At 50.4% G+C, this 23,606-nt stretch carries 27 protein-coding genes and 1 pseudogene; 15 read left to right on the forward strand and 13 right to left on the reverse strand.

Annotated features, from left to right (window positions below):
- The first annotated feature begins 11 nt into the window (after positions 1-11).
- From U738_RS19420 to U738_RS19465, 11 genes and pseudogenes are all read left to right on the forward strand, one after another.
- Entirely contained in the window at positions 12-947 is a 936-nt protein-coding gene (locus U738_RS19420; RefSeq protein ID WP_050713289.1) for an isocitrate lyase/phosphoenolpyruvate mutase family protein, read from the forward strand.
- Between the two features lie 51 nt (positions 948-998).
- Positions 999-2,084, forward strand: coding sequence for an isocitrate/isopropylmalate dehydrogenase family protein (locus U738_RS19425; RefSeq protein WP_035584344.1), 1,086 nt, complete (start codon positions 999-1,001; stop codon positions 2,082-2,084).
- Positions 2,085-2,087: 3 nt separating this feature from the next.
- Positions 2,088-2,870: a hypothetical protein gene (locus tag U738_RS19430; RefSeq protein ID WP_152561162.1), complete on the forward strand. Its 783-nt coding sequence runs from the start codon at positions 2,088-2,090 to the stop codon at positions 2,868-2,870.
- Positions 2,867-3,874: a type II glyceraldehyde-3-phosphate dehydrogenase gene (locus U738_RS23055; RefSeq protein ID WP_081899162.1), complete on the forward strand. Its 1,008-nt coding sequence runs from the start codon at positions 2,867-2,869 to the stop codon at positions 3,872-3,874. Before U738_RS19430 ends, U738_RS23055 begins: the two co-directional genes overlap by 4 nt.
- 22 nt (positions 3,875-3,896) lie before the next feature.
- Positions 3,897-4,826, forward strand: a complete 930-nt coding sequence (locus tag U738_RS19440; RefSeq protein ID WP_035584352.1) for an NAD(P)-dependent oxidoreductase — start codon at positions 3,897-3,899, stop codon at positions 4,824-4,826.
- Between the two features lie 61 nt (positions 4,827-4,887).
- Positions 4,888-5,646: a triose-phosphate isomerase gene (tpiA, locus tag U738_RS19445; RefSeq protein ID WP_035584355.1), complete on the forward strand. Its 759-nt coding sequence runs from the start codon at positions 4,888-4,890 to the stop codon at positions 5,644-5,646.
- A gap of 54 nt (positions 5,647-5,700) precedes the next feature.
- Positions 5,701-6,546 (forward strand): EamA family transporter, encoded by an 846-nt coding sequence (locus U738_RS19450; RefSeq protein WP_035584359.1) that lies wholly within the window; start codon positions 5,701-5,703, stop codon positions 6,544-6,546.
- 39 nt (positions 6,547-6,585) lie between these two features.
- On the forward strand, positions 6,586-7,350 hold the full coding sequence (locus U738_RS19455; protein WP_035584362.1) for an SDR family NAD(P)-dependent oxidoreductase: 765 nt from the start codon (positions 6,586-6,588) through the stop codon (positions 7,348-7,350).
- 143 nt (positions 7,351-7,493) lie between these two features.
- Positions 7,494-7,985 carry a LexA family protein gene (locus tag U738_RS19460; RefSeq protein ID WP_081899163.1) on the forward strand — a complete coding sequence of 164 codons (492 nt, stop codon included), beginning with the start codon at positions 7,494-7,496 and terminating at the stop codon, positions 7,983-7,985.
- Positions 7,985-8,218 (forward strand): Y-family DNA polymerase, encoded by a 234-nt coding sequence (locus tag U738_RS23640; RefSeq protein WP_268746299.1) that lies wholly within the window; start codon positions 7,985-7,987, stop codon positions 8,216-8,218. The genes U738_RS19460 and U738_RS23640 overlap by 1 nt, the downstream gene beginning before the upstream one ends.
- A 115-nt stretch (positions 8,219-8,333) precedes the next feature.
- Positions 8,334-8,810, forward strand: a pseudogene (locus tag U738_RS19465) (IS66 family transposase); the annotation flags it as partial.
- Here U738_RS19465 and U738_RS23850 read toward each other — a convergent pair.
- The 5 genes from U738_RS23850 to U738_RS19485 form a co-directional block, all read right to left on the reverse strand.
- Positions 8,746-8,928 carry a hypothetical protein gene (locus U738_RS23850; RefSeq protein WP_442905731.1) on the reverse strand — a complete coding sequence of 61 codons (183 nt, stop codon included), beginning with the start codon at positions 8,926-8,928 and terminating at the stop codon, positions 8,746-8,748. The pseudogene U738_RS19465 and the gene U738_RS23850 sit on opposite strands and share 65 nt — an antisense overlap.
- 614 nt (positions 8,929-9,542) lie before the next feature.
- The gene (locus tag U738_RS19470; protein WP_197671986.1) at positions 9,543-10,817 is read right to left on the reverse strand and encodes an ATP-dependent nuclease; all 1,275 of its coding nucleotides are present in this window, start codon (positions 10,815-10,817) and stop codon (positions 9,543-9,545) included.
- Between the two features lie 110 nt (positions 10,818-10,927).
- Entirely contained in the window at positions 10,928-11,473 is a 546-nt protein-coding gene (locus tag U738_RS19475; protein ID WP_035584368.1) for a hypothetical protein, read from the reverse strand.
- Positions 11,474-11,584: 111 nt separating this feature from the next.
- Positions 11,585-11,878 (reverse strand): DUF4145 domain-containing protein, encoded by a 294-nt coding sequence (locus U738_RS23070; RefSeq protein WP_081899165.1) that lies wholly within the window; start codon positions 11,876-11,878, stop codon positions 11,585-11,587.
- A 379-nt stretch (positions 11,879-12,257) separates the two neighbouring features.
- The gene (locus U738_RS19485) at positions 12,258-12,608 is read right to left on the reverse strand and encodes a DUF427 domain-containing protein (protein ID WP_035584371.1); all 351 of its coding nucleotides are present in this window, start codon (positions 12,606-12,608) and stop codon (positions 12,258-12,260) included.
- 166 nt (positions 12,609-12,774) lie between these two features.
- Between U738_RS19485 and U738_RS23370 the strand changes: the two genes are divergently transcribed.
- Positions 12,775-12,936, forward strand: a complete 162-nt coding sequence (locus tag U738_RS23370) for a hypothetical protein (protein WP_157693163.1) — start codon at positions 12,775-12,777, stop codon at positions 12,934-12,936.
- Between the two features lie 24 nt (positions 12,937-12,960).
- On the opposite strand, the gene mmuM is transcribed toward U738_RS23370, so the two are convergent.
- From mmuM to U738_RS19505, 4 genes are all read right to left on the reverse strand, one after another.
- Positions 12,961-13,929: a homocysteine S-methyltransferase gene (gene mmuM, locus U738_RS19490; RefSeq protein ID WP_092490821.1), complete on the reverse strand. Its 969-nt coding sequence runs from the start codon at positions 13,927-13,929 to the stop codon at positions 12,961-12,963.
- A complete protein-coding gene (locus U738_RS19495) occupies positions 13,926-15,368 on the reverse strand; it encodes an amino acid permease (RefSeq protein WP_035584374.1) in 1,443 nt (480 codons plus the stop codon). The genes mmuM and U738_RS19495 overlap by 4 nt, the downstream gene beginning before the upstream one ends.
- Before the next feature lie 201 nt (positions 15,369-15,569).
- On the reverse strand, positions 15,570-16,172 hold the full coding sequence (locus tag U738_RS19500; RefSeq protein ID WP_035584378.1) for a glutathione S-transferase family protein: 603 nt from the start codon (positions 16,170-16,172) through the stop codon (positions 15,570-15,572).
- Positions 16,172-17,401 carry a YbfB/YjiJ family MFS transporter gene (locus U738_RS19505; protein ID WP_035584381.1) on the reverse strand — a complete coding sequence of 410 codons (1,230 nt, stop codon included), beginning with the start codon at positions 17,399-17,401 and terminating at the stop codon, positions 16,172-16,174. Before U738_RS19505 ends, U738_RS19500 begins: the two co-directional genes overlap by 1 nt.
- Positions 17,402-17,549: 148 nt before the next feature.
- Between U738_RS19505 and U738_RS19510 the strand changes: the two genes are divergently transcribed.
- Both U738_RS19510 and U738_RS23515 read left to right on the forward strand, forming a co-directional pair.
- Positions 17,550-18,443, forward strand: a complete 894-nt coding sequence (locus U738_RS19510) for a LysR family transcriptional regulator (RefSeq protein ID WP_035584383.1) — start codon at positions 17,550-17,552, stop codon at positions 18,441-18,443.
- Positions 18,444-18,642: 199 nt separating this feature from the next.
- Positions 18,643-18,960 (forward strand): hypothetical protein, encoded by a 318-nt coding sequence (locus tag U738_RS23515; RefSeq protein WP_050713287.1) that lies wholly within the window; start codon positions 18,643-18,645, stop codon positions 18,958-18,960.
- On the opposite strand, the gene U738_RS19520 is transcribed toward U738_RS23515, so the two are convergent.
- Genes U738_RS19520 through U738_RS19530 form a run of 3 tightly spaced genes read right to left on the reverse strand, consistent with a single transcriptional unit; the run spans position 18,957 to position 21,236 of the window.
- A complete protein-coding gene (locus tag U738_RS19520) occupies positions 18,957-19,667 on the reverse strand; it encodes a haloacid dehalogenase type II (RefSeq protein ID WP_035584386.1) in 711 nt (236 codons plus the stop codon). The genes U738_RS23515 and U738_RS19520 overlap by 4 nt on opposite strands.
- Positions 19,648-20,883, reverse strand: a complete 1,236-nt coding sequence (locus tag U738_RS19525) for an MFS transporter (protein WP_035584389.1) — start codon at positions 20,881-20,883, stop codon at positions 19,648-19,650. The genes U738_RS19520 and U738_RS19525 overlap by 20 nt, the downstream gene beginning before the upstream one ends.
- 17 nt (positions 20,884-20,900) lie before the next feature.
- Positions 20,901-21,236 (reverse strand): zinc ribbon domain-containing protein YjdM, encoded by a 336-nt coding sequence (locus tag U738_RS19530; RefSeq protein WP_035584392.1) that lies wholly within the window; start codon positions 21,234-21,236, stop codon positions 20,901-20,903.
- Positions 21,237-21,335: 99 nt separating this feature from the next.
- Here U738_RS19530 and U738_RS19535 point away from each other — a divergent pair, with 99 nt between their 5' ends.
- Positions 21,336-21,725, forward strand: coding sequence for an ester cyclase (locus U738_RS19535; RefSeq protein WP_035584395.1), 390 nt, complete (start codon positions 21,336-21,338; stop codon positions 21,723-21,725).
- Here the strand turns inward: U738_RS19535 and U738_RS19540 are convergent.
- Positions 21,713-23,332 (reverse strand): ABC-F family ATP-binding cassette domain-containing protein, encoded by a 1,620-nt coding sequence (locus tag U738_RS19540; RefSeq protein ID WP_035584398.1) that lies wholly within the window; start codon positions 23,330-23,332, stop codon positions 21,713-21,715. The two genes, U738_RS19535 and U738_RS19540, sit on opposite strands and share 13 nt — an antisense overlap.
- Positions 23,333-23,606: the final 274 nt, after the last annotated feature.

The following is a 23,606-nucleotide window of genomic DNA, read 5'->3' on the forward strand; positions in this document are numbered from 1 at the left end:
AGGTGTGCAACATGTGTCTACAATATAGGACCTTGCCAGATAGCCGTCGGGGTAAACTCAAAAAACAATTAGATGAAAAAGGCCATGTGAGATGTATAGAAGTGCATAACGGGCTTTCAGCGCTTGTGTGTAGTGAAGCGACAAACTACGCAATTGAAGGATCCTCGCCAAATTTTGACGCTCTCTGGATTTCAAGTTTAACTGGGTCTGCATCCAGAGGGTTGCCTGATATGGAAATGTACGTGCTGGAGAGAAGACTCGAGTTAATAGACGAAGTTTGCCAAGCGTCTATGAAGCCGATTATTGTGGACGGTGATACGGGTGGAGAAACAACAAGTTTTGAGTATTTGTGCACTAGGTTAGAATCATTAGGGGTCAGCGCAGTAGTAATTGAAGACAAACAACACCCTAAGCGGAATAGCCTGTCATTAGATTCGCGGCACGTCCTTGAAGAGCCAAATGCTTTTGGCGCAAAAATTAGACGTGCGCGCTCTGCATTGCTATCCGACACCTTTATGATTTTTGCACGGCTTGAAAGCTTAATAGCTGGACGTACCGTAGACGATGCACTGGAGAGAGCCGAAATATACCTGCGTAATGGTGCGCATGGAGTAATGATTCATTCTAAATCAAAGGATGGCGATGATATTATAGAGTTCATTACCAGATTTAGAAGCGCGGGCCACAAAGAACCAATTATATGTGTGCCTACTACCTACAACAAAATAAGAGCCCAGGACCTATTTGAGCATGGTGCCAATATTGTAATACACGCTAACCATATGCTAAGAGCATCGCATTTTGCAATGAAGAAAGTTTGCAAAAGAATCCTAGAAAATGATCGTTCTTTTGAAGCAGATGGTATCTGCAGCTCGGTCGGTGATATTTTCAGTCTGGTTGGTTACGATGCAGCTCTAGCAAGGGAAAAACAATCTACAGACGCCTAATCGTCATTTCATACAAATGACAATATCGTATCTGCAGCGCTGGAGGCTAAAATGGATATATTGGTTCTTCCGGGTGATGGGATAGGCCCAGAAATTACGAAGGCAACCTTATCAGTTTTAAACCACGTTTCTAATTTCGATTGTCTGGGTCTCACCTTTGATATAAGAGAGGTAGGACTCAAAGCGTATGAAAAAACGGGTACGACTCTACCAAACGATGTCATGAAGAGGGCTCGCGAGGTCGAAGGAATTATACTGGCGCCACTCTCTACCTACGAATATCCAAGCCGTGATGAAGGTGGCTTGAACCCTTCGGCGGAATTTCGAAATCGCCTCCATCTTTTTGCTAACTATCGGCCGAGCAAGCTTCGCAATACGAATAAAACATATAATAACATTGATTTAGTAATAGTGCGTGAAAATACTGAAGGATTTTATGCAAGCCGCTCTATGCATAGCGGAAATGGCGAATTTATGCCAGATGCTAATTCAGCGTTTGCTTTGCGTAAAATAACTGCAGATGCTACCCGTGACATTGCCACCGCCGCTTATAGATTAGCTCAGCTAAGAAGGAAGCACGTAACGATTGTACATAAGGCAAATGTACTAAAATTATCAGATGGCCTGTTTCTCAGGACTGTAAGGGAAGTGTCTCAATCTTACCCAGACGTAGCTTCGTCCGAGGTGCTAGTAGATGCTGCCGCAGCGCTACTGGTGCGAAATCCTGAGCAGTTTGACGTAATACTAACTACTAACATGTTCGGAGATATACTTTCCAATGAGGCGGCTGAATTAAGTGGGGGCCTCGGGAGCGCACCTTCTCTAAATTGCTCACATAAACTAGCCATGGCTCAGGCTTCCCATGGCTCGGCGCCAGATATTGCTGGAAATAATATAGCTAATCCGTCAGGTTTGATCCTTTCAGCGGCAATGCTGCTCGAATGGTTAGGGAGGAAGCATCACCGCACTGATCTCGTATACGCTGCAGAGCAGATTGAGCAGGCTATAGATTGCACTCTTCGGAACAAGAATACACGAACGCATGAAATGGGAGGAACCCTGAGTACGAGTGGCTTCGCGGAAGCTGTGATCGCAAATTATGCTTCAGAAAATCATGCCTATAACTCAGCGAGTTGACAAATGAACGTAGCTATGGCGATTAGTGTTAAGGGAGTCGAATATAGTTGCAAGGCTGGTTGGCCGGCGATCATATTATCTGAAGCTAATAACAGTGCAGCTTTGGAGGTGGATGGGTTTGAAGTTAAGGTAGTTCACGATGTGGAGAGGAATATTGTCGAATTAAAGAGCGAGCTGCCATGCTTAAATGTGCAATTGCCAACCACTTGGGAAGCTGCTCTACTGGCTATTGAAAATGCATACCCGGGCGCATCTGGGCATGCTGTGGTTCTTGCCCCAGTCGGAAGCTATCTATCACCTGTTAAAATAGGCGCTATTGATAGCGTAATATTTTCTAACATCACGCCTCAATCAGACTGGCTGCGAGATGCTTGGGCCTTATCTTGTGTTTCAATAAGCCATACGCGCTGCTGGTTGGTCAATATAATCGGTTCCCGTAACCGAAAACCTGAAGTAGATAGCTTTGCTCGAAGAAGTGTTGTTCCAAGCAAGATGGTAAATCCGCCTGCCATGTTGAAGATAGCTGATACTGCCACTCTTTCAGAGTTTGCAAGGGACTGTGGCTGGAGTGATGCATACTTTCCCGACATAGTTTTGTTAGGCAAGGCCGATAATATCTGCGCTACGGATAAGGAATTTAATGTTTGGTTGGCAGTTACAGATGCTGTTGTCGCTTTTGTCTTAGCCTATCAAATCGGCACATATTACCAGCCTGATCTACAAAGAGAGACTAGATATGAGATCCTTCATGAGTCCCTGAAAACCCCTTTGCGAGGTCAACCATGAATAGGCATAATTCGCTTTCTATATCTAAGCCAAGAATTGCTTTGCTTGGTATGGGGACCATCGGCAAACGCCTGGCTGAGACAGTCAAAGGTATACCTGAATTTGAGCTGACTGGTGTAGGGGTTAGGCGTTTAACTCCAGCTTTGATTCCGATAATACAAGCAGGGATTCCAGTTTATTGCACAGATTCTAATGATAACACCAGCCTAGAAGGCGTAGTGGCTGGGGATGCTGCAGATCTTCTATCCTCTAGCGATTATGTATTAGACTGTACTCCGAGAGGCACTGGTGCTGTCTATTCAAATGTCTATAATAATTATAACCTAAGGATGATCTACCAAGGTGGTGAGTCATCTGCTTTGGCTGCTTGCAATTATTGTTATGGCCATGGTTACAATGAAGCTATATCTGCGCCGTCAGTGCGAATACTCAGTTGTAATACGACTGGCCTGGTCCGTATTATTCATTCACTTTCATCTTCTTTCACTGTTCAATCAGTTAGAGCTGTTCTTACTAGGTCCGCAGCTGATCCAGATAAAAGCCTTAAAGGTTATGTTAACAACATATTGCCTTCTATGGGCGTATCTCATCATAGCAGTGACGCTAAATTGTTTTGGCCTGACTTAGAAGTACATACGCAAGCTACGTATGCTCCCGTAAACTGTGGACACCTTATAAGCATGTTCGCCAACCTCAAGGGCATCCACAGTAGATATGAAATACTAGATGTTCTGAGGAGTTCCCCTCGAATAAAGGTGATAGAGGGTCGAGGTGGTTTAACTGATCTGCGTGATGTCGGACGTGGCCATAAAAGAAATGATTGTCCTGATTTAATCATATGGCAAGAAAGTGTTCAAACCTTTGGAGAAAATGTTGTCCTTTCGGCTGGCGTTCACATGGAATCTATTGTTATTCCAGAAACACTTGATGCACTTTTTGCAATGACTCGCCTGGAACTTGACGTTAACAAAGCAATGGGAAGAAGCGATCAGGCTATTTTATAAATATGACAATTGTGAGGGTGTTATGCTGATCGCACTTAGTGGTCAATTCCATCATGATCTTCATGAGCGTTTGGCGAAATATTTAGAAACATTCAGCCTCGATGATGCTATCGGCACTGGTAAGCTAATTGATGCGGTTATTCTTGTCACCCGGGGAAAGCTCGTGGTTGATTCTAGTTTCTTAAATCAGGCGCCTAGTTTGAAGTTAATTATAAAAGCCGGCTCTGGCTTAGATACGATCGACTTACAAGCTGCGGCAGCTCGTAAAATTGATGTTGTCGCCACTGGTGGCTCTGAAGAGAGCGTCGCCGATTTAGCCTTGGCACTGCTGTTCTCTAGCTTGCGCCAGATTCCTACGTTTAATACTGCAGTTCGCCAAGGAAACTGGGATATAAAATCTCAACTAGTTACCGATACAATAGCGTCTCGCCAGGTCGGCATAGTAGGGTTCGGATGTATAGGAAAGGCCTTTGGAAAGATGGTCCGTGCTCTTGGCGCAGACGTTTACGCATGGGACAGGTCTATAGAAGCTGGGCTCAAGGCCGAACAGCTCTCAAGCTATAATATTAAGCCATGCAGGTCTCTTAATGACTTGTTTAAGGTGTGTAGTGTTGTTTCTATTCATTTGCCCCTGACCCCAGGCACCGTAGATCTTATTGGAAGAAAGGAGATATCAATGTTGAAGCCAGGAGCCATTCTGATTAATACCGCTCGCGCCTCAATTGTTGCACATGATGATTTGCTCCAGGCTTTGAAAAATGGAACATTGGCTTCTGCGGGCCTTGATGTACATTATAATGAGTATTCGCTAATGCATGACCCTTTGCTATCTCTTCCTAACGTTGTACTTACCCCTCATGTAGGCGCGCAGACACGTCAATCGCAACATGCAATCGCGGATCGAATAGTTTCTAAGGTTAGGTCCTTTGTCACTCGATCTGGGGGAGCTTGATATAAGCTTACTTGTTGCTTTTGTTATTTTTCTTCGAAAGATCAAATAAGGAAAAGAAAACATGACTCCTAATATCACTCCATTGATCGCTGGTAATTGGAAAATGCACGGGCTCATGAGTTCGCTGTCTGAGCTGTCTGCTATTGGGCAAGGCTTAAAAAAACATCCATCGGAGGCCGAGGCCATTATTTTTGTGCCAGCAACACTTATTTATCAAGCAAGCGAATGTCTAACCAATTCGCCTGTCCGTATCGGCGCCCAAGATTGTGCCATAAAGGTATTTGGTCCTCACACCGGTGATATTTCCGCTGAAATGCTAAAGGATGCCGGGGCTACCTACGTGATTGTTGGCCACTCAGAACGCCGCATTGATCATGGCGAAACGGACATCATTGTTAATAGTAAGGTTGAGGCCGCATGGCGAGCAGGTCTGGTGCCTGTGATCTGCATCGGCGAAACATTAGAAGATAGCAGAGCCGGAAAGACTCTCGATGTTTTATCGAAGCAGCTAAAAGGCTCCCTTCCTGAAGCTGCAGGTTCCGAAAGCTTCGTAATAGCCTATGAGCCAATCTGGGCGATTGGTACAGGGTTGACCCCTACGCGTGAGGATATAGCCTCGACACACTCTTTTATACGAAACGAACTTGTTGGGTTGCTGGGCTCGCCAGCTAACTCTGTTCGACTTCTTTACGGTGGCTCTGTCAACCCAGACAACGCTGAAGAGATCTTATCGATCGCTAACGTTGATGGGGCGCTTGTAGGACGTGCAGCGATGCAAGCTAAAGATTTTATAGCATTACACAACAAAGTGCCTGGCTAGCACCTGCTATACTTAAACCAAGCTAACGAGCATGTATTTTCATGAGGATATTAAATGGAAATCGAGATAACCTTTGTAGTGTTGTTTGCTGCCATGCTAAATGCTGGCTGGAATGCCCTTGTAAAGGTAGGTGGAGACAAAATTGCAGTTATGGCGTTAATAACCTTTATGGGCAGTTTGTTTTCCCTTGTTGCCTTACCTTTCGTTACTATCCCCTCCCCTGAAAGCTGGCCACTTTTATGTGTGGCAATCTTAATACATACTGCCTATCATTTTTCCCTTCCTTTGGCTTACAAATTTGGGGATTATGGGCAAGTGTATCCCATTGCTCGTGGTTCGGCGCCATTACTCGTTACATTAGGCGCAGCTTTGTTTGCTTCCGAAGCATTAAGCTTTCCAATTTTAATTGGCATTTTACTCCTTTCCGTTGGCGTCATGGCTCTAGCACTCGATGCTAAAACCGGGATTACCCAGAACCCGCGAGCAATTTTTACCGCCTTAGGCACTGGTTTTTTTATTGCGTCCTATACCCTCGTTGATGGAATTGGTGCACGTCAAGCTGGTTCAGCGTTCGGATTTGCTGTTTTATTGACTATAGGTAACGGCTTGCTAACTTTTATTATTGCTATGACATGGAAGCACAAATTAATCTTAGAGGTGATTCGCAATAATATCGTTTCGGTAAGCATTGGTGGTGGCATGCAGGTTGGAGCGTATTGGATAGTTATCTGGGCTATGGCATATGCACCGCTTGGTATGGTTTCAGCTTTGAGAGAAACCAGCGTGCTTTTCGCTGCTCTTATTTCTACTTTCATTCTTAAAGAGGGCTTTGGTGTTTGGCGCTTTGTTTCTGCTGCGATGATAGCTGGTGGGATAGGGCTAACTCGTTATAGGCCATGATAAATCTTCCATTGCTTCGCCCTGATACAGGAGTAATCTATGAATATTTTCAGCTTGGAAGGTCGTGTTGCTGTTATTACTGGTGGGAATGGAGGCCTAGGGTTCGGTATTGCTTCTGCGCTGCATTCATACGGAGCTACGGTTGTGATAGCGGGACGTCAGAAAGATAAGAATAAATCAGCTGTTGAAAGACTCTCTCGACTAGGGGGGCGGGTGTTGGGGATTGAGGTTGACGTAGCAGATGAGCTTTCATGTAAAGCGATGCTTGCTGTTGTGGCAGAAGAGTTTGGTCGTATTGATATACTCGTGAATAATGCTGGTATTGCTATCCGCAAACCCCCTGAGGAATATTCTGTTGATGAATGGCGTAGCGTAATTGATGTCAATCTCTCTGGTGCGTTTTATTGCTCTCATCACGTATACCCTTATATGGTTGAAGTAGGTGGTGGTAAAATTATTAATATAGGCTCGATGTTATCTATTTTTGGAATGCCTTTAAGCGTGCCTTATGGCGCTAGCAAGGGAGGTATTGTACAGATGGGTCGATCTTTTGCCGCAGCTTGGGCTGATAAGAATATTCAAGTAAATGCTATTTTGCCAGGATGGGTAGATACGGAGATGACAAGAGAGACACGCTCCCAGGTGAAAGATTTACATCAGCGTGTTATCGATCGAACCCCTGCTAAGCGATGGGGCCTACCCAGTGATTTTGCCGGTGTCGCAGTTTTCTTGGCCAGCTCTGCTTCTGATTTCGTTACAGGCGTTGCCTTACCCGTTGATGGCGGGTTTTCCATTAGCGGCTAGATAAAATCACTATTTCTCTTCCGCGTGAGGCCACATTTTGCGTAAGGTGAATACTCATTCGGTTCTCGGGAAGGTTCATTGGCTTGCAGTGGGGCTGGATTTCCTTCGATACAGTATGACTGTACAGTACAAGGAGTTGCCTCATGGTTTGCACACCACGATTTGAAGGAACCGCTAACGGAAGCGGCCAACTGGCCGGACACATTGCCATCCTGGGCTTGTCCTCCGAAAGCTCGCGGTATCCCCTCCCCCTGATGGCCGGCGAGGTCAGGGCTGGCTTTCCGATCCATGCCGAGGCTGAGGTCGATCGCATCCTCGACCTTACCGAGCACCTGATACCTCGCCCAAGCGCCAGCTATTTCTGCCGTGCGAAGGGGGACAGCATGGAGGGATGCGGCATCTACGATGGGGACTTGCTCATTGTCGATCGCTCGCTGGAGCCAGTGGACGGAGACATTATCGTGGTGTGTCTGGATGGCGAGCTTACTTGCAAGCAGCTTGGCAAATGGCATGGTCAGCCAGCGCTATTGCCAGGTAACCCGGCCTACCATCCGATCGCTCTCATTGGAACCGATTGCGAGACATGGGGTGTCGTCACTCACAACGTCCATACGCATCGTCGTAGAGGTGTGTGATGATTGGCCACTGTGATTGCAATAACTTTTACGTCAGCTGTTTTCGCGTTTTCATGCCCGAGCTGCGCGGGCGCCCTGTCGGTGTCCTATCCTCGAACGAGGGATGCCTCGTCGCTAGGTCAAATGAATTGAAAGCCCTTGGCGTGCCTAATGGCTTGCCCGCCTTCCAGCTCTCCCCTGATGTCCGTCGACAGACAGTGCTGCTTAGCTCGGCCTATGCCCTGTTTGGCTAGATGTCGCGACGGGTTGTGTCCACCATGCAGGCCCATACCGGCCCAATATCGGTGTACTCAATTGACGAGCAATTCATTGACTTGTCAGGACTGTCTACCGATGAGCTGCAAGCGCATACGCAAACTGTATGGCGTGGAAAAGCAGGCCAAGGCCCTGGCGCCTGAGGCGCGTCAAACGCTGCGTGACCAGAAGAGCCGCCCATTAATCGATCAACTGCGCACCTGGCTCGACAAGTCACTGGCCCAGGTGCTGCCCAAAAGCGCACTGGGGAAAGCCCTTCACTACCTGGATCATCAGTGGCCCCGCCTGACCCGGTTCCTGGACGATGGCCTGATCCCGCTGGACAATAACCCAGCAGAGAACGCTATCCGCCCGTTCGTGGTGGGACGCAAGAACTGGCTGTTCAGCCACACCCCGAGCGGTGCTCAGGCCAGCGCGGCGATCTACAGCCTGATCGAAACCGCCAAGGCCAATGGCCTCTCGCCCTACGAGTACCTGCAGTACGTCTTCGAAACACTGCCCACCCTCAACAACGATGACGAACTGAACACGCTGCTGCCTTGGCAGTGGAAAGAGACGTTACCCCTCTGAACAATGACTGGCTAGATGTAGTTATTGGAGCGCTTACTTCGATCCAGCCCTCGACTTCCGAGACGGTGAGGTCATGCTGTCGAGCCACCTCAGCGACGGTGGTCTTGCCCTTGAAGATATCCATGACCACAGCGGCTTTGCGCTTGGCGGTCCAGCGTTTGACTGAGGGTTCGTTGTTCATCTCATCCTCCTGATAGCTGCACTATAGCCTGTGCAGCTCTGGAGGGGGTCACTTCAATTTGACCGACAGCAGCAACTTATTACAAATTTCTATCATACCGTGATCGCATTCATGGCGGATATAATCGGAACCGAATCGATATTCGGGTCATTCAAATTCGGAAGAAGGACATCCTTCCAATATTTATTGGCATCACCTGGTTTTCCTTGACTTGTCCCATCTGGCATTCTTAGGTGAGTCGGAATGCTATTATCTCTATGTGCTGGCTCGAAAGTAGTTTCGTGACAGCGTAGTACCCTCGAAATTCCACTAGCTAAATCTAAACCAAATTGGTCTGAGATTGATTTTTGAATCCCCGAGTCGAATCTAGGATTACCCGTATTGTCATAACCTATAATGCTTGCCTTATCAGTGTCGCAAATTACGCTGTAAGGAATAAAAAATTGAGACAAGACTTTCTGATAGAACGGGATATTATTCACTGTGCCGCAGTTAAGAATAAAATAAAATCTTGACTGAACGTGCTCTTGGAATCAATCCCTAAGTATTATTTATTCTGTTGGCCCTTCAACTAATATAACCTCGTCAGAATAGAAAGATTCACAAATATGCGGATTGAACCTTAGGACTTCATACATCTCTTGTTTAAAATCATCATCTGATTTTGAGCCAGCAGCAGCTTTTAAGAATTGGTCTGATACTTGATGAAGCTGTTTAGAATCTTCTTTCTTAACCAGCCTGACAATGGAAGACTTGAGCTTAGAAATATCGATCATCGACGGTGAATGCGAAGCGCAAAGAACTTGGTATGGCGTATTACCAGAGCTAACTTTATATATAAGCTCTCGTAGTTCACGTATTACCTTTGGATAAAGGAATAGCTCAGGCTCTTCAAATAAAACCAAATAGTCTTTTCTTCCTTCTATCCGTTCAAACTCTTCGGCAACATCTCTCATGAGAAGTAAAGCAAAGATCGTCGTCCGAATTGTTCCATGACCAATATGAGCAGCATGACTTGGCAAGTCTGTATCAATTTCTCCGGAACTATTTACATTTTGAAAATGGATATCGTACTCACGACCTAGCTTGTTTTCTGTCCATGCTACACGATCCTTTTTATCCTCAATCCCCACACGAATTTTAGGGAAAAGTGCTATCATATACTCGTTAACAGATTCTTCATAGCTGGCTATGACATCTTTGTTGTACATTTTTTCCTGCAATTCTTTGATTTTTAATTGTGCCGCCTGCAACTCTGCTAATTCGGCATCTTTTAGTCGGGACTCTGCAACAGATTTCAGAATTTCATTTATGATATTTTTTGCTTCTTCCTCGCTAGGCATTGCTTTTATAAAGATTGGCTTCGGCAAGCATGATTGAAAGACTGAATGTAGCCCTACTGACGCATAGCCTTTGTCAACGAAATCGTTATCTTCTGGACTCCAACTCAAAGCCTTTTTGGATATTTTCTTCCCATCTAGAACCCATTCATTTCGTAGCCTTATACGACTACCATCAATAAGATATTTTTTATAACTATCTTTTGATTTAGGTGCAGCCTCTTCAATCCTCTTCATGTCCCATTCATCGAGCTCAACCTCTATTTCTACTTGTAGAGTAGTCCCATTAGCCTGGCGATAGAAATCCAGTTGCTTTGGATCAATGCCTTGATAGAAGAACTCATATGCTCTGAGAAACGTTGACTTTCCTGTATTGTTTTGACCAAAAATAAAAAGTGTGTATATACTATTAAAATCAATGCGGTTCTTTTCTAAGCCGCCCGTTATACCTCGATAATTATTAACCGAAAAATTGCTAATCTTCATTTCGTTGATCCTTAATTTTTTGGATGCTTAACGCCGCTGGTAACGGGCCGCTTTAAAGCAGAGCCAAAGGCGGCGCGGAAAAGCGGTCTAGTTGACTGCTTTGTTAATGTCTACTTGTCGCGGATAAATTTTGAAATTCGCTCCCTCAAACCCTCTTCTAGTCCTTGGGCAATTCCAGCCGCAGCGCCACAAATTATCATTCCTGTAGGCACCGCTATAAAAAGTAGTGGAGTTGTACCTGCAACCGCAAATCCTATATATGTTCCAGCACCACATCCGCCAGCTTTCGTTAAAAGGCTCCCTATAGATTCTGCGGTCAAAGGCGAATTCTCGAAGGGGAACACCGCGGCCATCGAGACATACTCAGCAAATTTATAGACCTCAGGCCCATGTGTGAACTTGCCAAGCAGGTAGGACCTATCCGATTTCCAGCCCTCTAAATCTTCTTGATTTTCTGCTAGAAGTAAAGTCGCTATTGCCCGCTGAATCCAATCAAGCTCTACTTCTTCTAATAAGCGAATCCCCAGCCTTTCACCAACTTGATCCAGAGTAGTGAAATTCTCTATGTTGAAATTTCTCGCTGGAATGGTGATAGCCCTAATTCCCAAGCCCTCTGAAAAAGAGACTTCAGTTTCGTATGTTTGTTTTACTTCCATTACCTTTCCTCCCTGACATTAACGCTTGTAGCAGGGGCGCGACATCAGGAGCATCCCTTGCCTGCAGTGATTATATCCTTAATTTTGGCTAGGCACCTTATTCGGAAATTCCTAAATAAACTTCATCAACATCTCAGAAAAAGCGATTAAGTCCTCACAATCCTCCTTGCTCATCAATGCAATCTCGTGAGTTGCTTCGTTTCCTTTTTTCCGAATATGGTCTACCCAACCTCGACCGTTAGGTGGTATAAAGCCTTGCTCTGCGAGATAGTTCACGTAGTGAATGAATGGCTTACCTTCTTCCGCACCTTGTTTTACACCAATGTTCATCAACAGCTTCCGACAAAGTAGTACCGAGCCGGTATAGGCCGACGCCGCAACGCAGTTACGAGCCTCTTTGTACAAAGCGTCCAGATCTTCGGGTAAGCGGTTAACGTCGTTTCCGGGTGCAACATCTGGATGCTGATGACCTTGGCCATCTATATGAGTTGGTTGATCACAATGAGGACAGATATAGATTCTTTGATTGCTGTCAGAGAAGAAGCCAATGTGAGTGGCGATAATGTTTCCGCAATGCCCACATGTGTATTGCTTTGAGCTAATATTATTTACACTATTCCATGGTATAGTTTCAAAGCCCTATTCTGATATAACAGCGTATTTGATTCCCATCTTATAATTGAAAAAATTCTCGGCGCGTTTATCCAGCAAATGCAACCTGCAAAATTCGCGCGCCTGCTGTATTTTTCATTTCAATAATACTATACTGATAACTAAGCTTTTCTTATTCATTCAACACCTGCACTTTGACGCTGTCGCCACCAAACGCCACCCTACCCGCTATCGTTTCCATCCCTTCAATCGGCTGCTCGTAGCTCCAAGCAATATCCCGACGCTCACCCAGCGAAAAATACACCGTGTGTCCTTTAAACGGGCAGTGGGTCGTCGTTTCTGAGGTGTTAAGCAAATCCATGCGCACGTCTTTTCGCGGGAAATAGTGGCGCGGCGGGTAGCCGGTTTCGCGGAGTTCGAGGGTTTGGGTACTCTTTATAACTTCCACAAGCAGCTTGCCATCCACATGCACCTGCATGCGCTGGCTAACGGGATGAAGCGTAATGCGAGGTGCCTGTGGCATTCGGTTGTTCCCTGCGGCGATTTTCGCTCTAATAAAATCAGCCTAGCAGTTGGCTCCGTTGAATCCTACGTTTGCCTCATTAAACTTTAGGATACGGACATGACCTGGGTCATGTTGATGCCAGTGCTACCACCCTACCACTGCCTTTGGCTGAAGTAATAAATGCTTGGGCTTTGAGAAAGGACGTTTGGAAGAGCTTAAGGAAGGCGAGCAGCGTGCTTTGGAAAGCCAACGCAACGCGGCCCGTAAGCTGATCGCTCGCACCGAAATGGATGATCAGGTGATCGCGGACATCGAAAAGCTGCCCGTCGCAGAGATGGAGACGTGACGGGCAGAGACTCAGCATTAAGGCCTAAGCAAGCTGGCGCAACCTCCGCCACTGGGCCAGCGTTTGAATATCCTCCGGTGTCGTCCGGCAGCATCCGCCAATGCCTGACGCACCTGCTGCCAGCCATTGCTCAACTCCTTGCGCCAGCCCGGAAATATCCGCAGCGGTATGATCGCATTGTGCCGGGTGCCAGGTTTTGGTCACCGCGTCATACACTTCCCCTGAGTTGGGGTAAACCAGCACCGGCAGATCGCACTGACGGCGGATTTCCTCAATCAGCGATTCGATATGGGCCAACGCCGTGCAGTTCACACCAATCGCCGCTACGCCTGGGCAGTTGGCCAGGGCCCTCGCACATTCTGCGATCGGCGTGCCATCGCTGATGTGTTTGCCATCCTTCGCCGAGAAGGTAATCCAGGCCTGCACACCTGGGTGCTCAGCCAGCAAATCGGTGATCGCCAGCGCTTCCTCCAATGAAGGCAAGGTTTCAGCGGCCAGTAGATCCGCCCCCGCCGCCAGCAAGAGTTCAAAGCGCTCACGGTGAAACTCAACCAGCCCGGCGCGATCCAGATCATAGCCGCCTCGGTATTCACTGCCGTCCGCCAGATACGCGCCATAAGGGCCAACGGATGCAGCCACCAGCGGTTTGGGGCGGTCGGTTTGGCCGGACTGCCAGACCGCATCCCGCGCTTGCTGCGCCAGCGTGACCGATAACTGAATCAACGCCCGAGCCTCTTCTGCCGTCATCCCCGCCTGCATAAAACCCGGCACCGTGGCCTGATAGCTGGCGGTAATCGCACAATCGGCACCGGCTTCAAAGTAAGCCTGATGCACCTGACGAATCTTCTCTGGGGCTTGCGCCAACAAGCGCGCCGACCAGAGGGCATCATTGAGGTCACAGCCTAGCGCTTCCAGCTCGGTGGCCATGGCGCCGTCGATGACCATAAAGGGTACGTTGGCCAACAGGGCTTTGATCGGATTCAACTCATTCATACGGTGTTTTCCTCAACGGCGTTGGGCGAATATTCAGAACGTTGGGAGGCCCCACGGTGGCGCACATAGTGCACCAGGTAGCACAGGCCAATGAAAGGCACACCGAAATAGAGCGCCACGCGTTGTTGCGGGTCGAAGGCAATGCCAATGCACGCGGCCAGACAGGCTGCAAACGCAATAATCGGCACCCAGGGGTAGAACGGCGTGCGATAAACCAGATCCTTCAGTTGCCCGCCTTCACGCAGGTAGTGGCGCCGGAAGTTAAACTGGCTAAGCGCAATCGCCATCCAGACCACCACCACAGCCAAACCGGAAATCGAGACCAGCACCAAGTAGACGGTTTCAGGGGCATAAACGCTGGAGAACAGAGCACCCAGGCCGCCGACCATGCTGAGTAATAGGGCATTCATCGGAATGCCACGCTTGTTGAGGCGGCCAAGCGACTTGGGCAAGGTGCCTTGGTCAGCGAGCGTCCATAGCATGCGCGACGAGGCATAAAGACCGGAATTGGCCGCCGACAGCAGCGCGGTGATGATGACAAAATTCATGATATCGGCTGCACCCGGCACGCCAAGGCGCTGGAACACAGCCACAAAGGGGCTTTGACTGAGCCCGGCTTGATCCTGCGGTAACAGCGCCGCAATCACGACGATGGTGCCGACGAAAAACAGGATCAACCGCCACAGAGTCGCGCGGATCGCCTTGGGCACATTGCGGGCCGGATCCACCGTTTCCCCGGCGGCAATGCCAATCAGCTCGGTGCCGGAAAAGGCAAACATCACTGCCAGTAAGGCGGTACCAATGGCCATCAGGTTGGGCGGCATGGCGCCCTCTCCCCACAGTGCCGATAGCCCCGGTGAGGCGACCTCAGCGCCAGCGGCATCATGCAGCGGTACCCAGCCAATAATCGCCACGGCGCCCACCAGCACAAACACCACCACCGCAATCACTTTGATCAATGAAAGCCAGAACTCAGACTCGGCAAAGAAGCGCGAGGTAAACGCATTCACACCAAACACAATCGCCGCAAACATGCCGCTCCAGTACCAGCCGGGGATGTCGGGAAACCAGCGCCCCATAAAGACCGCCGCCGCGGTGAATTCGGAACCTAGCGCCACTGTCCAGGTGAGCCAGTACATCCAAGCCACCATATAGCCGGTTCCCGGGCCGATATAGCGGCTGGCATGCGCGCTGAAGGCACCTGAATCCGGCATATGCACCGCCAACTCGCCCAGGCACATCATCACCAGCCAAGCAACAATGCCACCTACCAGATAGGCCAACACTGCCCCAATAGGCCCGGCCTGCTGAACGGTATAACCGGAACTCAAAAACAGCCCGGTGCCAATCACGCCCCCCAACGAGAGCATCACCAAATGGCGCGTCTGCATACTGCGCTTGAAGTGCGCCCCCTCTTGATCACTTGCTGGCTCACTCATGGTGACATCCCTATCTTTGACCTAACACGGCTCCAGGCGCCCAGCGGCCTGGCTCAGAAAGGGCACCATTTTAGTGCATCCTTAATTTACTAAAAAGCATAAAAGGATTGTTTAATATTCTTATTTTGAATATAAAGCCTGAAATGAGTGATAAGCGCGGGGAGTATCAATTTAGATAATGACTGGTGCCAATCAGCGATACTAACTGAATGCAGTCTGCTCAAAGCTTGCACGTGCTGTAACACCAGCATGCCATTCCTGTAACTGTGGATACTCTTCTTTCCAGTTCACCTCTGGCAGCCTAAAGGCGAGATAATCCAGCGCCACTGCGGTAGCGATGTGGCCCAGGTTGATAGTTGAGCTCTGTTGTTCTTCGCCAAGCTCACCGTCCAACTGTTTCAGTAGCCGCTGAATGGCCCTCGAACGCCTCTGCCCCAGCTCGCTATCATCAATCCCATTGCCGTAATGCTTTCTGGCAATCACGGTATTGAACGCGGCATCCATCAGGTTTTGTCCCAGCCCTGCCAGGTGCAACACCTCACCCAAGCTGTCTTGGGCAATCATCGGCTTGTTGGGGCTAACGCTATCCAGGTAAACGGCAATCAGCAGTGACTCGCTTAACGTGATCCCCTTCTCCGTTATCAACGCCGGAATACGCCCTGCGGGGTTAGCTTTTAATAGATCGGCATCGTCTGCCCAGGGGTCGCACCACTTCAGTGTGACGCTTTCCGCTAAGCCTTTTTCCAGTAACACGATCCGCGCTAGGCGCGCATAGGGTGATGTCGCGTTCAGGTAGAGTTCCATTATTGCCTCCCTTGGTTTGAAGAGTGCTGGGAAGAAAGCTGCGCGTGGCGTTGCTGTACACCACGGCTAAGCAGTATCAACAAAAAGCCTGCCACCAACATAAGGCCGCTGATGGCAAATAGCTGCGTGTAAGTGCCCCAGGCACCATAAAGCGCGGACATGGAATAGCCTGCCACCGCTTGGGCAGCAGCAAAAGCAGCGGTTGCCTGCCCCCAAAGCCTCTTGTGCGCGGTCGGGCCTACTAATTCAGCAAGGCGGCCAGAGGTGAGTGCAACAATGCCGGGGATCATCGCCCCCACCATGAAGGAGGAAACCGACTGGCTGAACAGTGCTAGCGAGAATACCGGCAGCGAAACAGCGGCGGCCTTTGCCGCAAAGGCGATCATCAAGCCGCGATGCCAACCCACACGCTGCACCAGTGCGCCTACCATTAACGGTCCACACACTGCACCCAAGCCGAAGATGCCCCACTGCAGGGAAGCTGCTTGACTGCCCAACGCATTTTCCCTGGCGAGATAATCCACCCAGAACACGGTATGGGGCACAAACCCAACCGCGTCCAGGGCATAGGCGCCAATAACCAGCAACACCACTAGCTTGACTCCCGCAACTCCCTTCTGGCTATTGGCCGTTGGGCTAGTTGCCAAATGTGGGGCTACATGTAAGTGGTCAATGCCCCAGTCGCCTAAAAGGCCCGCCGCGATGCAAAGCAACCCCAGCGTGCCCCAGGTGACCGTTAGGCTTAACTCAAGAAGCACGGGTACGATGGAGGCGGAAAGCAGTGCGCCCAAACCAATGCCGGTAAACACCATGGCACCCACACTGGCTCGCCTTTCAGGCGGTGTCGCCGCCAGCGCCAGCGAGGGGCCAACCACCATTAAGACGGCCCCGGCAATACCGGAGACTAATCGACATAAGAAGAACCATGAGAAGCTGCCCGCCCCAGCGCAAAGCATAAAACTGAGAGCGATAGCCGCGAAGCTTGCGCCGATTACCAGCCGAGGAGAAAAGCGCTCACTCAGCGAGTGAGCTGCGAGTGCACCGATAAAATACCCCAGCAGGTTAGCGGCCCCCAGGTAGGCGCCTTGGCTCGCGGAAAACCAGCCCTCTTGAATAATTGCGGGCAATAGCGGCGTATAGGCGAAGCGCGCAATGCCAATCCCCGCCAGGGTCGCCATTATTCCTGTCATCAGGGCGGGCAGATCGTGGGTAGTGAGTGTTCGATGCATCATGTGGTGTCCTTTTCGTGCCGCCTTTCGGGCAAGGTGGGCAGCGCGTTAGTGCACAGCCAGACTACGCGCGAGGAGCTATTTCTAGAAACGATTAGTTTTGATAGCTACTATCTTGTTTACAGATAGACTGACAGGGAGACGGCACGTGCAATTGAAATCACTGCGACTATTCATGGCCGTGGCCGAAACAGGCAGCTTCGTGACGGCGGCTAAGCAGCTGCACACGGTGCAATCCAATGTGACGGCCCACATCAAGAAACTTGAGGGCGAGTTAGGCGTACAGCTGATTCACCGCGCAGGACGCGTTCGCCCTACGAGTGCGGGTTTGGCACTGATGGAGTACGCCGAACGCATACTGAACGCCCACGATGAAGCGGTATCGCTATTCAAAGGCCAGGAAAAGGCGTGTGGGCGGCTACGTATAGGCGCCATGGAGACCACAACGGCGTTGCGCCTTCCGCCGATACTGGCGGCGTACCATGCGGCACAGCCTGACGTTGATATCCAGATAAAGACCGGGCCCACGGCTGAGCTGGTCGAGTTGTTGCTTAACGGGCAGGTGGACTGTGTTTTCGTGGCCGGGAGGCTTGAGCATGGCCGCTACCACTTGATCAAAGCGTTTAGCGAGCAGCTTGTTTTAGTAGGCTCAACGCCTATGACGAAAATGCCCTCTTCACAAGCGCTGCTGACGTCCGCCTTCTTGGCGTTTCGCCAAGGGTGCAGCTACCGCCAGCGTATCGAGCTGTTGCTGGCTTCCTACGGCGTCAATGCAGGCCGAATTTTTGAGTTCGGTTCGCTGGACGCGATGCTTGGCTGCGTTGCTGCCGGGATGGGTTACACGGTTCTGCCCCGTGGGACGGTTGAAGCCCACCAGCACCGGTTTGGGATTCACACGCTGGAACTGCCCACGTCCATCGCCAATGTCGATACCTATTTTGTCGCCCCCGAACCAGAGTCCTGGACACCCGCCCTGGCAAGCTTCGCTGAAACGTTGCGTGACGCGGTGGTGGTGGATGAGCCTCAGCTGACTGCGTCGTGAGGTGGATCTAAGAATTCCGGGGGGTATTTAGGCTTTTTTACAAAATGGGCCCTAATATGGGCCTCTCCTCTCTCTCATGAGCCAATAGTTGCTTCCCGAAGACCCGCTACTTATTCTTAGATATATTTTTATGCGAAGCGGTAGAATAGCGTATTGATACGAGGGGGATGCATGAGCGATCAGGAGGATAGTCGCCGCGGTGACCACCCGCGATCAGGTTTTACGGCTGTTCAATATCATCGATTGGATGATCCAATTGCCTAGAAGTTTAGATCCTGAATTTGCACAGGCGGTCTACGCCATACAGGAGGAGAAGCACATGCCTTACGTCAACACGATTGAGAGACTGGGTATTGAGAAAGGACGTCAAGAAGCTGAGAAGCACGCATTGGAAAGCAAGCATAATGCAGCCCGAAAGCTGATCGCTCGCACCGAAATGGATGACCAGATGATCGCCGACATCGAAGAGCTGAGCGTCGAAGAAGTAGAAAGGTTGCGGGCCGAGACCCAGCACTAAGCTCGCTTTCTATCTCTTATTAGCCGCTCGCTCAACGCGACGAGGTCTTCAGCCACATAATCCCATGCTTCTTCTGCTTCTAAATCTTTGCTCTGTTGGGGCCCATATTCTGTGCACCGGGGTATAAACGCCGTTTTCATTCCCAGTGCACGGGCAGCACCCAGGTCGTAATTGTGCGCCGCGCATAGCATCACCTCTTCTGGCGGCAGGCGAAGCAGGCGGCAAGCCCCTAAATAGACTTCAGCGTCAGGTTTGTAGTGTTGGAATAACTCTGCGCAAAACACCATATCCCATGGCAATTCGGCATAACGGGCAACGTCCACCATTAGCGACAAGTTGCCGTTGGTCAGGGTTGCAATGATGTAGTGCTCTTTTAATTGTTGAAGGCCGCGTTGCACATCCGACCATGGCGCTAAGCGATGCCAGAAGAGGTTAATGCGATCAATGATCGCCTCGTCTAGCGCAATCCCATGTTGATTGAGTAGTTTGACTAGGCTTTCTCGGTGCAGGTCATCCAATCCCATCCATGGGATTTCGCCTTGCCGTACCCTATTCATCGAAGGGGCATACTGATGACGCCATTGATCCGTCAATACTTCACTGGGTAGTTCAACCCCCAGCTCTTTCTCTAGCTCATTGAATTGCTTAATCAAACTGGAGCGCCAATCAACAATAGTGCCAAATACGTCAAACACGATCGCTTTCATTATTTTCTCCTTGCCGCGGGATGGTCATTAATAGCCCCCATAACGTCATGGCGATCAGCAGACTCCAGCCGAGCATAAAACTGCCACTTATATCTAACAGCCACCCAAGGAGTGGTGGTATCGATACAATCGCCAGTTGGTTAATCGCCATAGCCAATCCCAGAACAAAGCCGGTTTTATCAGCAGGTGCAGACTCCGCTACATAAGCTACCCAAGGGCCGTACCAACCAAAACCAAAAAAGCCCAACCAGGCCATCAAACCGCTCAGCATGAGCGTTGAGTGAAGCGGCAGCCAAACCAATACCAGCAGCCCTACTATTACCGCCACCATGCACACCATTACCGGAAAATAGCGCGAGCGACAGCGGTCGCTCCAGGCCGCCAGCAAAATACGCCCGGCAACCCCGGCCCCTTGGGCTACGAATAGCAACGTCGCCGCCTGCAGTACCTCCATCTGCAAACGGCTATGCAGATAGAGCACGGTAAAAATCAAAATACCGTATTGAACCGAGATTAAACTAATACCGGACGCCATAATCTGCTTCATGGCCGGTTCGCGAATCATCGCCAGTCGCGACAAGACGACGTTTGTCACGCTGCCTTCAGAGGCTCTTACGACCGGCACCGCGCCCTCAGGGGCACGATAAAAAAGCATAAAGACCAGCGCCCCGAAGATCGCAATCAGCCCGCCCACCAGAAAAGAGGCCCGCCACCCCCAGGTGATAGCGACGGTTGGCAGTATGATAGCCGCCAGCGCCCCACCCAGCGGCAAGCCTGCCTGACGAATCCCCATGGCAAAGCCACGCAGGGATTTGTCAAACCAAGCGGCTACCGATTTGCTACCGCCGGGTTGGGCGGTACTGTAGCCTGCCCCTACGATGACCAAAAACAGCAGCATAGCCCAGTAACTCTCCGCCAGCACGGCAGCGCTAAGCGCAATGCCCACAACGAGGGTTCCCACTCCCACCACCAAACGCTCACTGAATCTGTCTAGCAACTCCCCGGCAACCAACAGCCCGACTAAAGGCACCAGTTGAGCAGCAGAGACCAGCGCCCCAATCTGCAGTGCAGAAAGCTCCATATCTGCCTGTATATAAACGCTGATGGCCCCAATGCCTTGAACGAAAAAGCATGCCGCTGCTTGAGCCAGGGTGGCTATCAGAAGAATGATCCAGCGGTAATGTCGGCTAGCAGTCATCGGCGGCACGGTTGTCATGTAAGTTCAGATTTTAGTCAGGCCTTCTTCACAAAGTGGGCGGTCACCATCATGTCGCCGACGCCGTCGACCTTGCAGTCCAGTTGGTGATCCTTGCTGTCCAAGAGCCGCTTGATAACGGCTTTGGTGCCCACCTTGAGTACCAGTGAGCTGCCTTTGACCTTGAGGTCTTTGATCATCGTTACCTTATCGCCTTCCGCTAACAGCGTGCCGTGGGCATCTTTTACCGTCACGGTTTCTTCCGCCTCAGTCTCAGAAGGGTTCCATTCGTGGGCGCACTCGGGGCAGATTAACAGGCTTTGATCCTGATAGGCGAATTCGGATTGGCAATGGGGGCAAGGTGGGCACGACATGAATGATGGCTTCTGTGGTTTGGTTTAGGCTGCTTATGATACTGAGCCTGTATACCCTTGGCGAATGCCTTCACGCCTAACCAGGAAAGGAGAACCAAGATGAACAAACGTGACCTGGAAGCAACCTACCGTGATTACATCACCTGCCTCAATAATCAGGATTGGACGAACCTTGACCAGTTCGTGCATAACAATGTCCACCACAACAGCAGGCGCCTAGGGCTTGATGGTTATCGCGCCATGCTGGAAGCCGATTATGAGCAGATACCAGATCTTCACTTCAACATTGAGCTTTTGACCGTTGATCCACCCCATGTCGCGTGCAGGCTGCGATTCGATGTCACACCCAAAGGTAGCTTCCTCGGCCTTGCGGTGGACGGCAAAAAAGTGACGTTTTGCGAGAACGCCTTCTACCTCTTCCATGATAATAAGATTCAGGAAGTCTGGTCGGTGATCGACAAGAGCGCAATAGAAGCTCAGCTGAATTGAGGCTCCAAATGCCACCCTTGTTCGGTTGCAATCAGGCGGTCTGTCAGGGCGAGGTTTTCCAGAAACGCATCATCATGGGATACCACCACTAACGCGCCTTGATAACTGCGCAACAGCGTTTCCAGCGCTTGTGCCGATGGCAGGTCGAGGTGGTTATTTGGCTCGTCCAGCAGCAATAGTTTCGGTGGCGAGTCGGCGTAAAGGATGCAGGCCAGTGCTCCTTTCAGACGCTCACCTCCGCTTAATAGTCCGCTGGGCGTGGTGATCTTCTGCGCGTCCAGGCCTAGTTGGGCCAGTAGCATGCGCAGCTCGCCTTCCGTCGTTGAGCGGTTAGCCAGTTGCAGCTGTTCGAGCACGGTTTTGTCCGGCTCAAGACTCTCCAGCCGCTGGTCGAGATAAGCCTTTTCTGGGGCCACCTTGCAGGTTCCGGATAATGGTTCGATCTGGCCCGCTAGCACGCGAAGCAGCGTGGATTTCCCCCAGCCGTTGGGGCCTACAACGCCTATGCGCTGTTGCCCTCTCAGCAGTAGGCTAATGTGACGAGTGGCTCCCATGACAAACGGTAGTTCTACCTTTTCTAATTCTGCCAAGCAGCGCTTGGCGACCTGATTAACGGGTATCTCATGCAGGGTGATGTGCGCCTCGTCTTCAACCTGTTTTGCCGCTTCCCGCACGCGCTGGTTAAGTTGATCACGGCTGGCCGCCTGCTGTTGGCTCAGTGCACCTGACGAGATTTCGCTGCGTTCTTTCTGGCGATCCAGCAGTATCTTGGCTTGGTTGGCTTCCTTGCCTTGCCGATTTCCGCGGGACTGCCGTTTCTCCTGGCGTTCACGCTGCTTGCGCATCGCCCTTTCTTGGCGTTGGCGCTCTAGCTTATGCTTATTGAGTTGGTCAATCGCATTTTGCTGCTCGTGTGCTTTTGCCTCTGCATAGAAGGTGTAGTTGCCGCCATAACTGTGCAGCCCTGAGGGGGACAGCTCTACAATACGCGCCATGGTTTCCAGCAATTGCCGGTCATGGCTGATCACAATCAGCCCACGCGGCCAGCGCTGCAGTTGTTCGATGAGTGCCTGGCGGTTTGGTCGGTCGAGATGGTTGCTTGGCTCATCAAGAATCAGGAAATCAGCATTCGAGAGCATGGCGCCCATTAAGGCAACCCGCATGGCTTCCCCACCGCTCAATGTGCTGGCTGGTGTTGTGGCCACAAGATAGCCCAAGCTGCCGCGTTCAAGTTCATGGCGAAATCGCTGGGGCAAATCCCAACGCTCACCCACGGCCTCAAAATCCTCTATGGCAGTGCTGCCAGCCTCAATGCGTGCCAGCGCATCTAGCGTTGGTTGAATACCTGCGAGATCGGCGACAGAAGCACCCTTCGGCTGGGCCACTTGTTGAGCAAGGTAATGCACGCTGTTGGAGCGCTGACATTCGCCGGCGGTGGGTTGCAACAGGCCCGCGAGGATTTGGGCTAATACTGTTTTACCCACACCATTACGCCCAACCAGCCCGGTTGGGCGTGCATCGAACTGCTCATGAAGGTCGGTGAAAAGCGTTCTGCCATCCGACAAAACGTAGGAGACACCCGTTAGGGTGAGATGGGTAGTGGTCATAGGTGATTCCATAGATGCCAAGTACTCCCCCTGGGTCAGGGGCTAATGGAGACTGGCCGTTATTGCAACGGCGGGCATCAATGGCTCATTGGACAACTACCTATGCTTAACGTGGAAAGGCTCACCATATTACAAATAGCATAAGAAGTAGACAAGGGCATGGCAGTCCTAGTTTAGATATTTGCATCATTTCCATTAATAAACGAATACAGCTGAATATCAGGTCGGCACGCCTAGCTCTGAGTGGCCCAGAATTTTCTTGTGGAGGCTTTCG

This window comes from Halomonas sp. TG39a, assembly GCF_000744395.1.
GTDB lineage: Bacteria > Pseudomonadota > Gammaproteobacteria > Pseudomonadales > Halomonadaceae > Vreelandella > Vreelandella ventosae_B.

Bases quoted from the DNA above. Each gene is read 5' to 3' on its own strand.
- U738_RS23640 (WP_268746299.1), top strand. From the start codon at position 7,985: ATGATTGGCCACTGTGATTGCAATAACTTTTACGTCAGCTGTTTTCGC.
- U738_RS19505 (WP_035584381.1), bottom strand. From the start codon at position 17,401: ATGCATCGAACACTCACTACCCACGATCTGCCCGCCCTGATGACAGGA.
- mmuM (WP_092490821.1), bottom strand. From the start codon at position 13,929: ATGAATGAGTTGAATCCGATCAAAGCCCTGTTGGCCAACGTACCCTTT.
- U738_RS19535 (WP_035584395.1), top strand. From the start codon at position 21,336: ATGAACAAACGTGACCTGGAAGCAACCTACCGTGATTACATCACCTGC.
- U738_RS19430 (WP_152561162.1), top strand. From the start codon at position 2,088: ATGAACGTAGCTATGGCGATTAGTGTTAAGGGAGTCGAATATAGTTGC.
- U738_RS19485 (WP_035584371.1), bottom strand. From the start codon at position 12,608: ATGCCACAGGCACCTCGCATTACGCTTCATCCCGTTAGCCAGCGCATG.
- tpiA (WP_035584355.1), top strand. From the start codon at position 4,888: ATGACTCCTAATATCACTCCATTGATCGCTGGTAATTGGAAAATGCAC.
- U738_RS19420 (WP_050713289.1), top strand. From the start codon at position 12: ATGTGTCTACAATATAGGACCTTGCCAGATAGCCGTCGGGGTAAACTC.
- U738_RS19520 (WP_035584386.1), bottom strand. From the start codon at position 19,667: ATGAAAGCGATCGTGTTTGACGTATTTGGCACTATTGTTGATTGGCGC.
- U738_RS19455 (WP_035584362.1), top strand. From the start codon at position 6,586: ATGAATATTTTCAGCTTGGAAGGTCGTGTTGCTGTTATTACTGGTGGG.
- U738_RS19500 (WP_035584378.1), bottom strand. From the start codon at position 16,172: ATGGAACTCTACCTGAACGCGACATCACCCTATGCGCGCCTAGCGCGG.
- U738_RS19470 (WP_197671986.1), bottom strand. From the start codon at position 10,817: ATGAAGATTAGCAATTTTTCGGTTAATAATTATCGAGGTATAACGGGC.
- U738_RS19525 (WP_035584389.1), bottom strand. From the start codon at position 20,883: ATGACAACCGTGCCGCCGATGACTGCTAGCCGACATTACCGCTGGATC.
- U738_RS19425 (WP_035584344.1), top strand. From the start codon at position 999: ATGGATATATTGGTTCTTCCGGGTGATGGGATAGGCCCAGAAATTACG.
- U738_RS23055 (WP_081899162.1), top strand. From the start codon at position 2,867: ATGAATAGGCATAATTCGCTTTCTATATCTAAGCCAAGAATTGCTTTG.
- U738_RS19495 (WP_035584374.1), bottom strand. From the start codon at position 15,368: ATGAGTGAGCCAGCAAGTGATCAAGAGGGGGCGCACTTCAAGCGCAGT.
- U738_RS19460 (WP_081899163.1), top strand. From the start codon at position 7,494: ATGGTTTGCACACCACGATTTGAAGGAACCGCTAACGGAAGCGGCCAA.
- U738_RS19475 (WP_035584368.1), bottom strand. From the start codon at position 11,473: ATGGAAGTAAAACAAACATACGAAACTGAAGTCTCTTTTTCAGAGGGC.
- U738_RS19440 (WP_035584352.1), top strand. From the start codon at position 3,897: ATGCTGATCGCACTTAGTGGTCAATTCCATCATGATCTTCATGAGCGT.
- U738_RS19530 (WP_035584392.1), bottom strand. From the start codon at position 21,236: ATGTCGTGCCCACCTTGCCCCCATTGCCAATCCGAATTCGCCTATCAG.
- U738_RS19450 (WP_035584359.1), top strand. From the start codon at position 5,701: ATGGAAATCGAGATAACCTTTGTAGTGTTGTTTGCTGCCATGCTAAAT.
- U738_RS19540 (WP_035584398.1), bottom strand. From the start codon at position 23,332: ATGACCACTACCCATCTCACCCTAACGGGTGTCTCCTACGTTTTGTCG.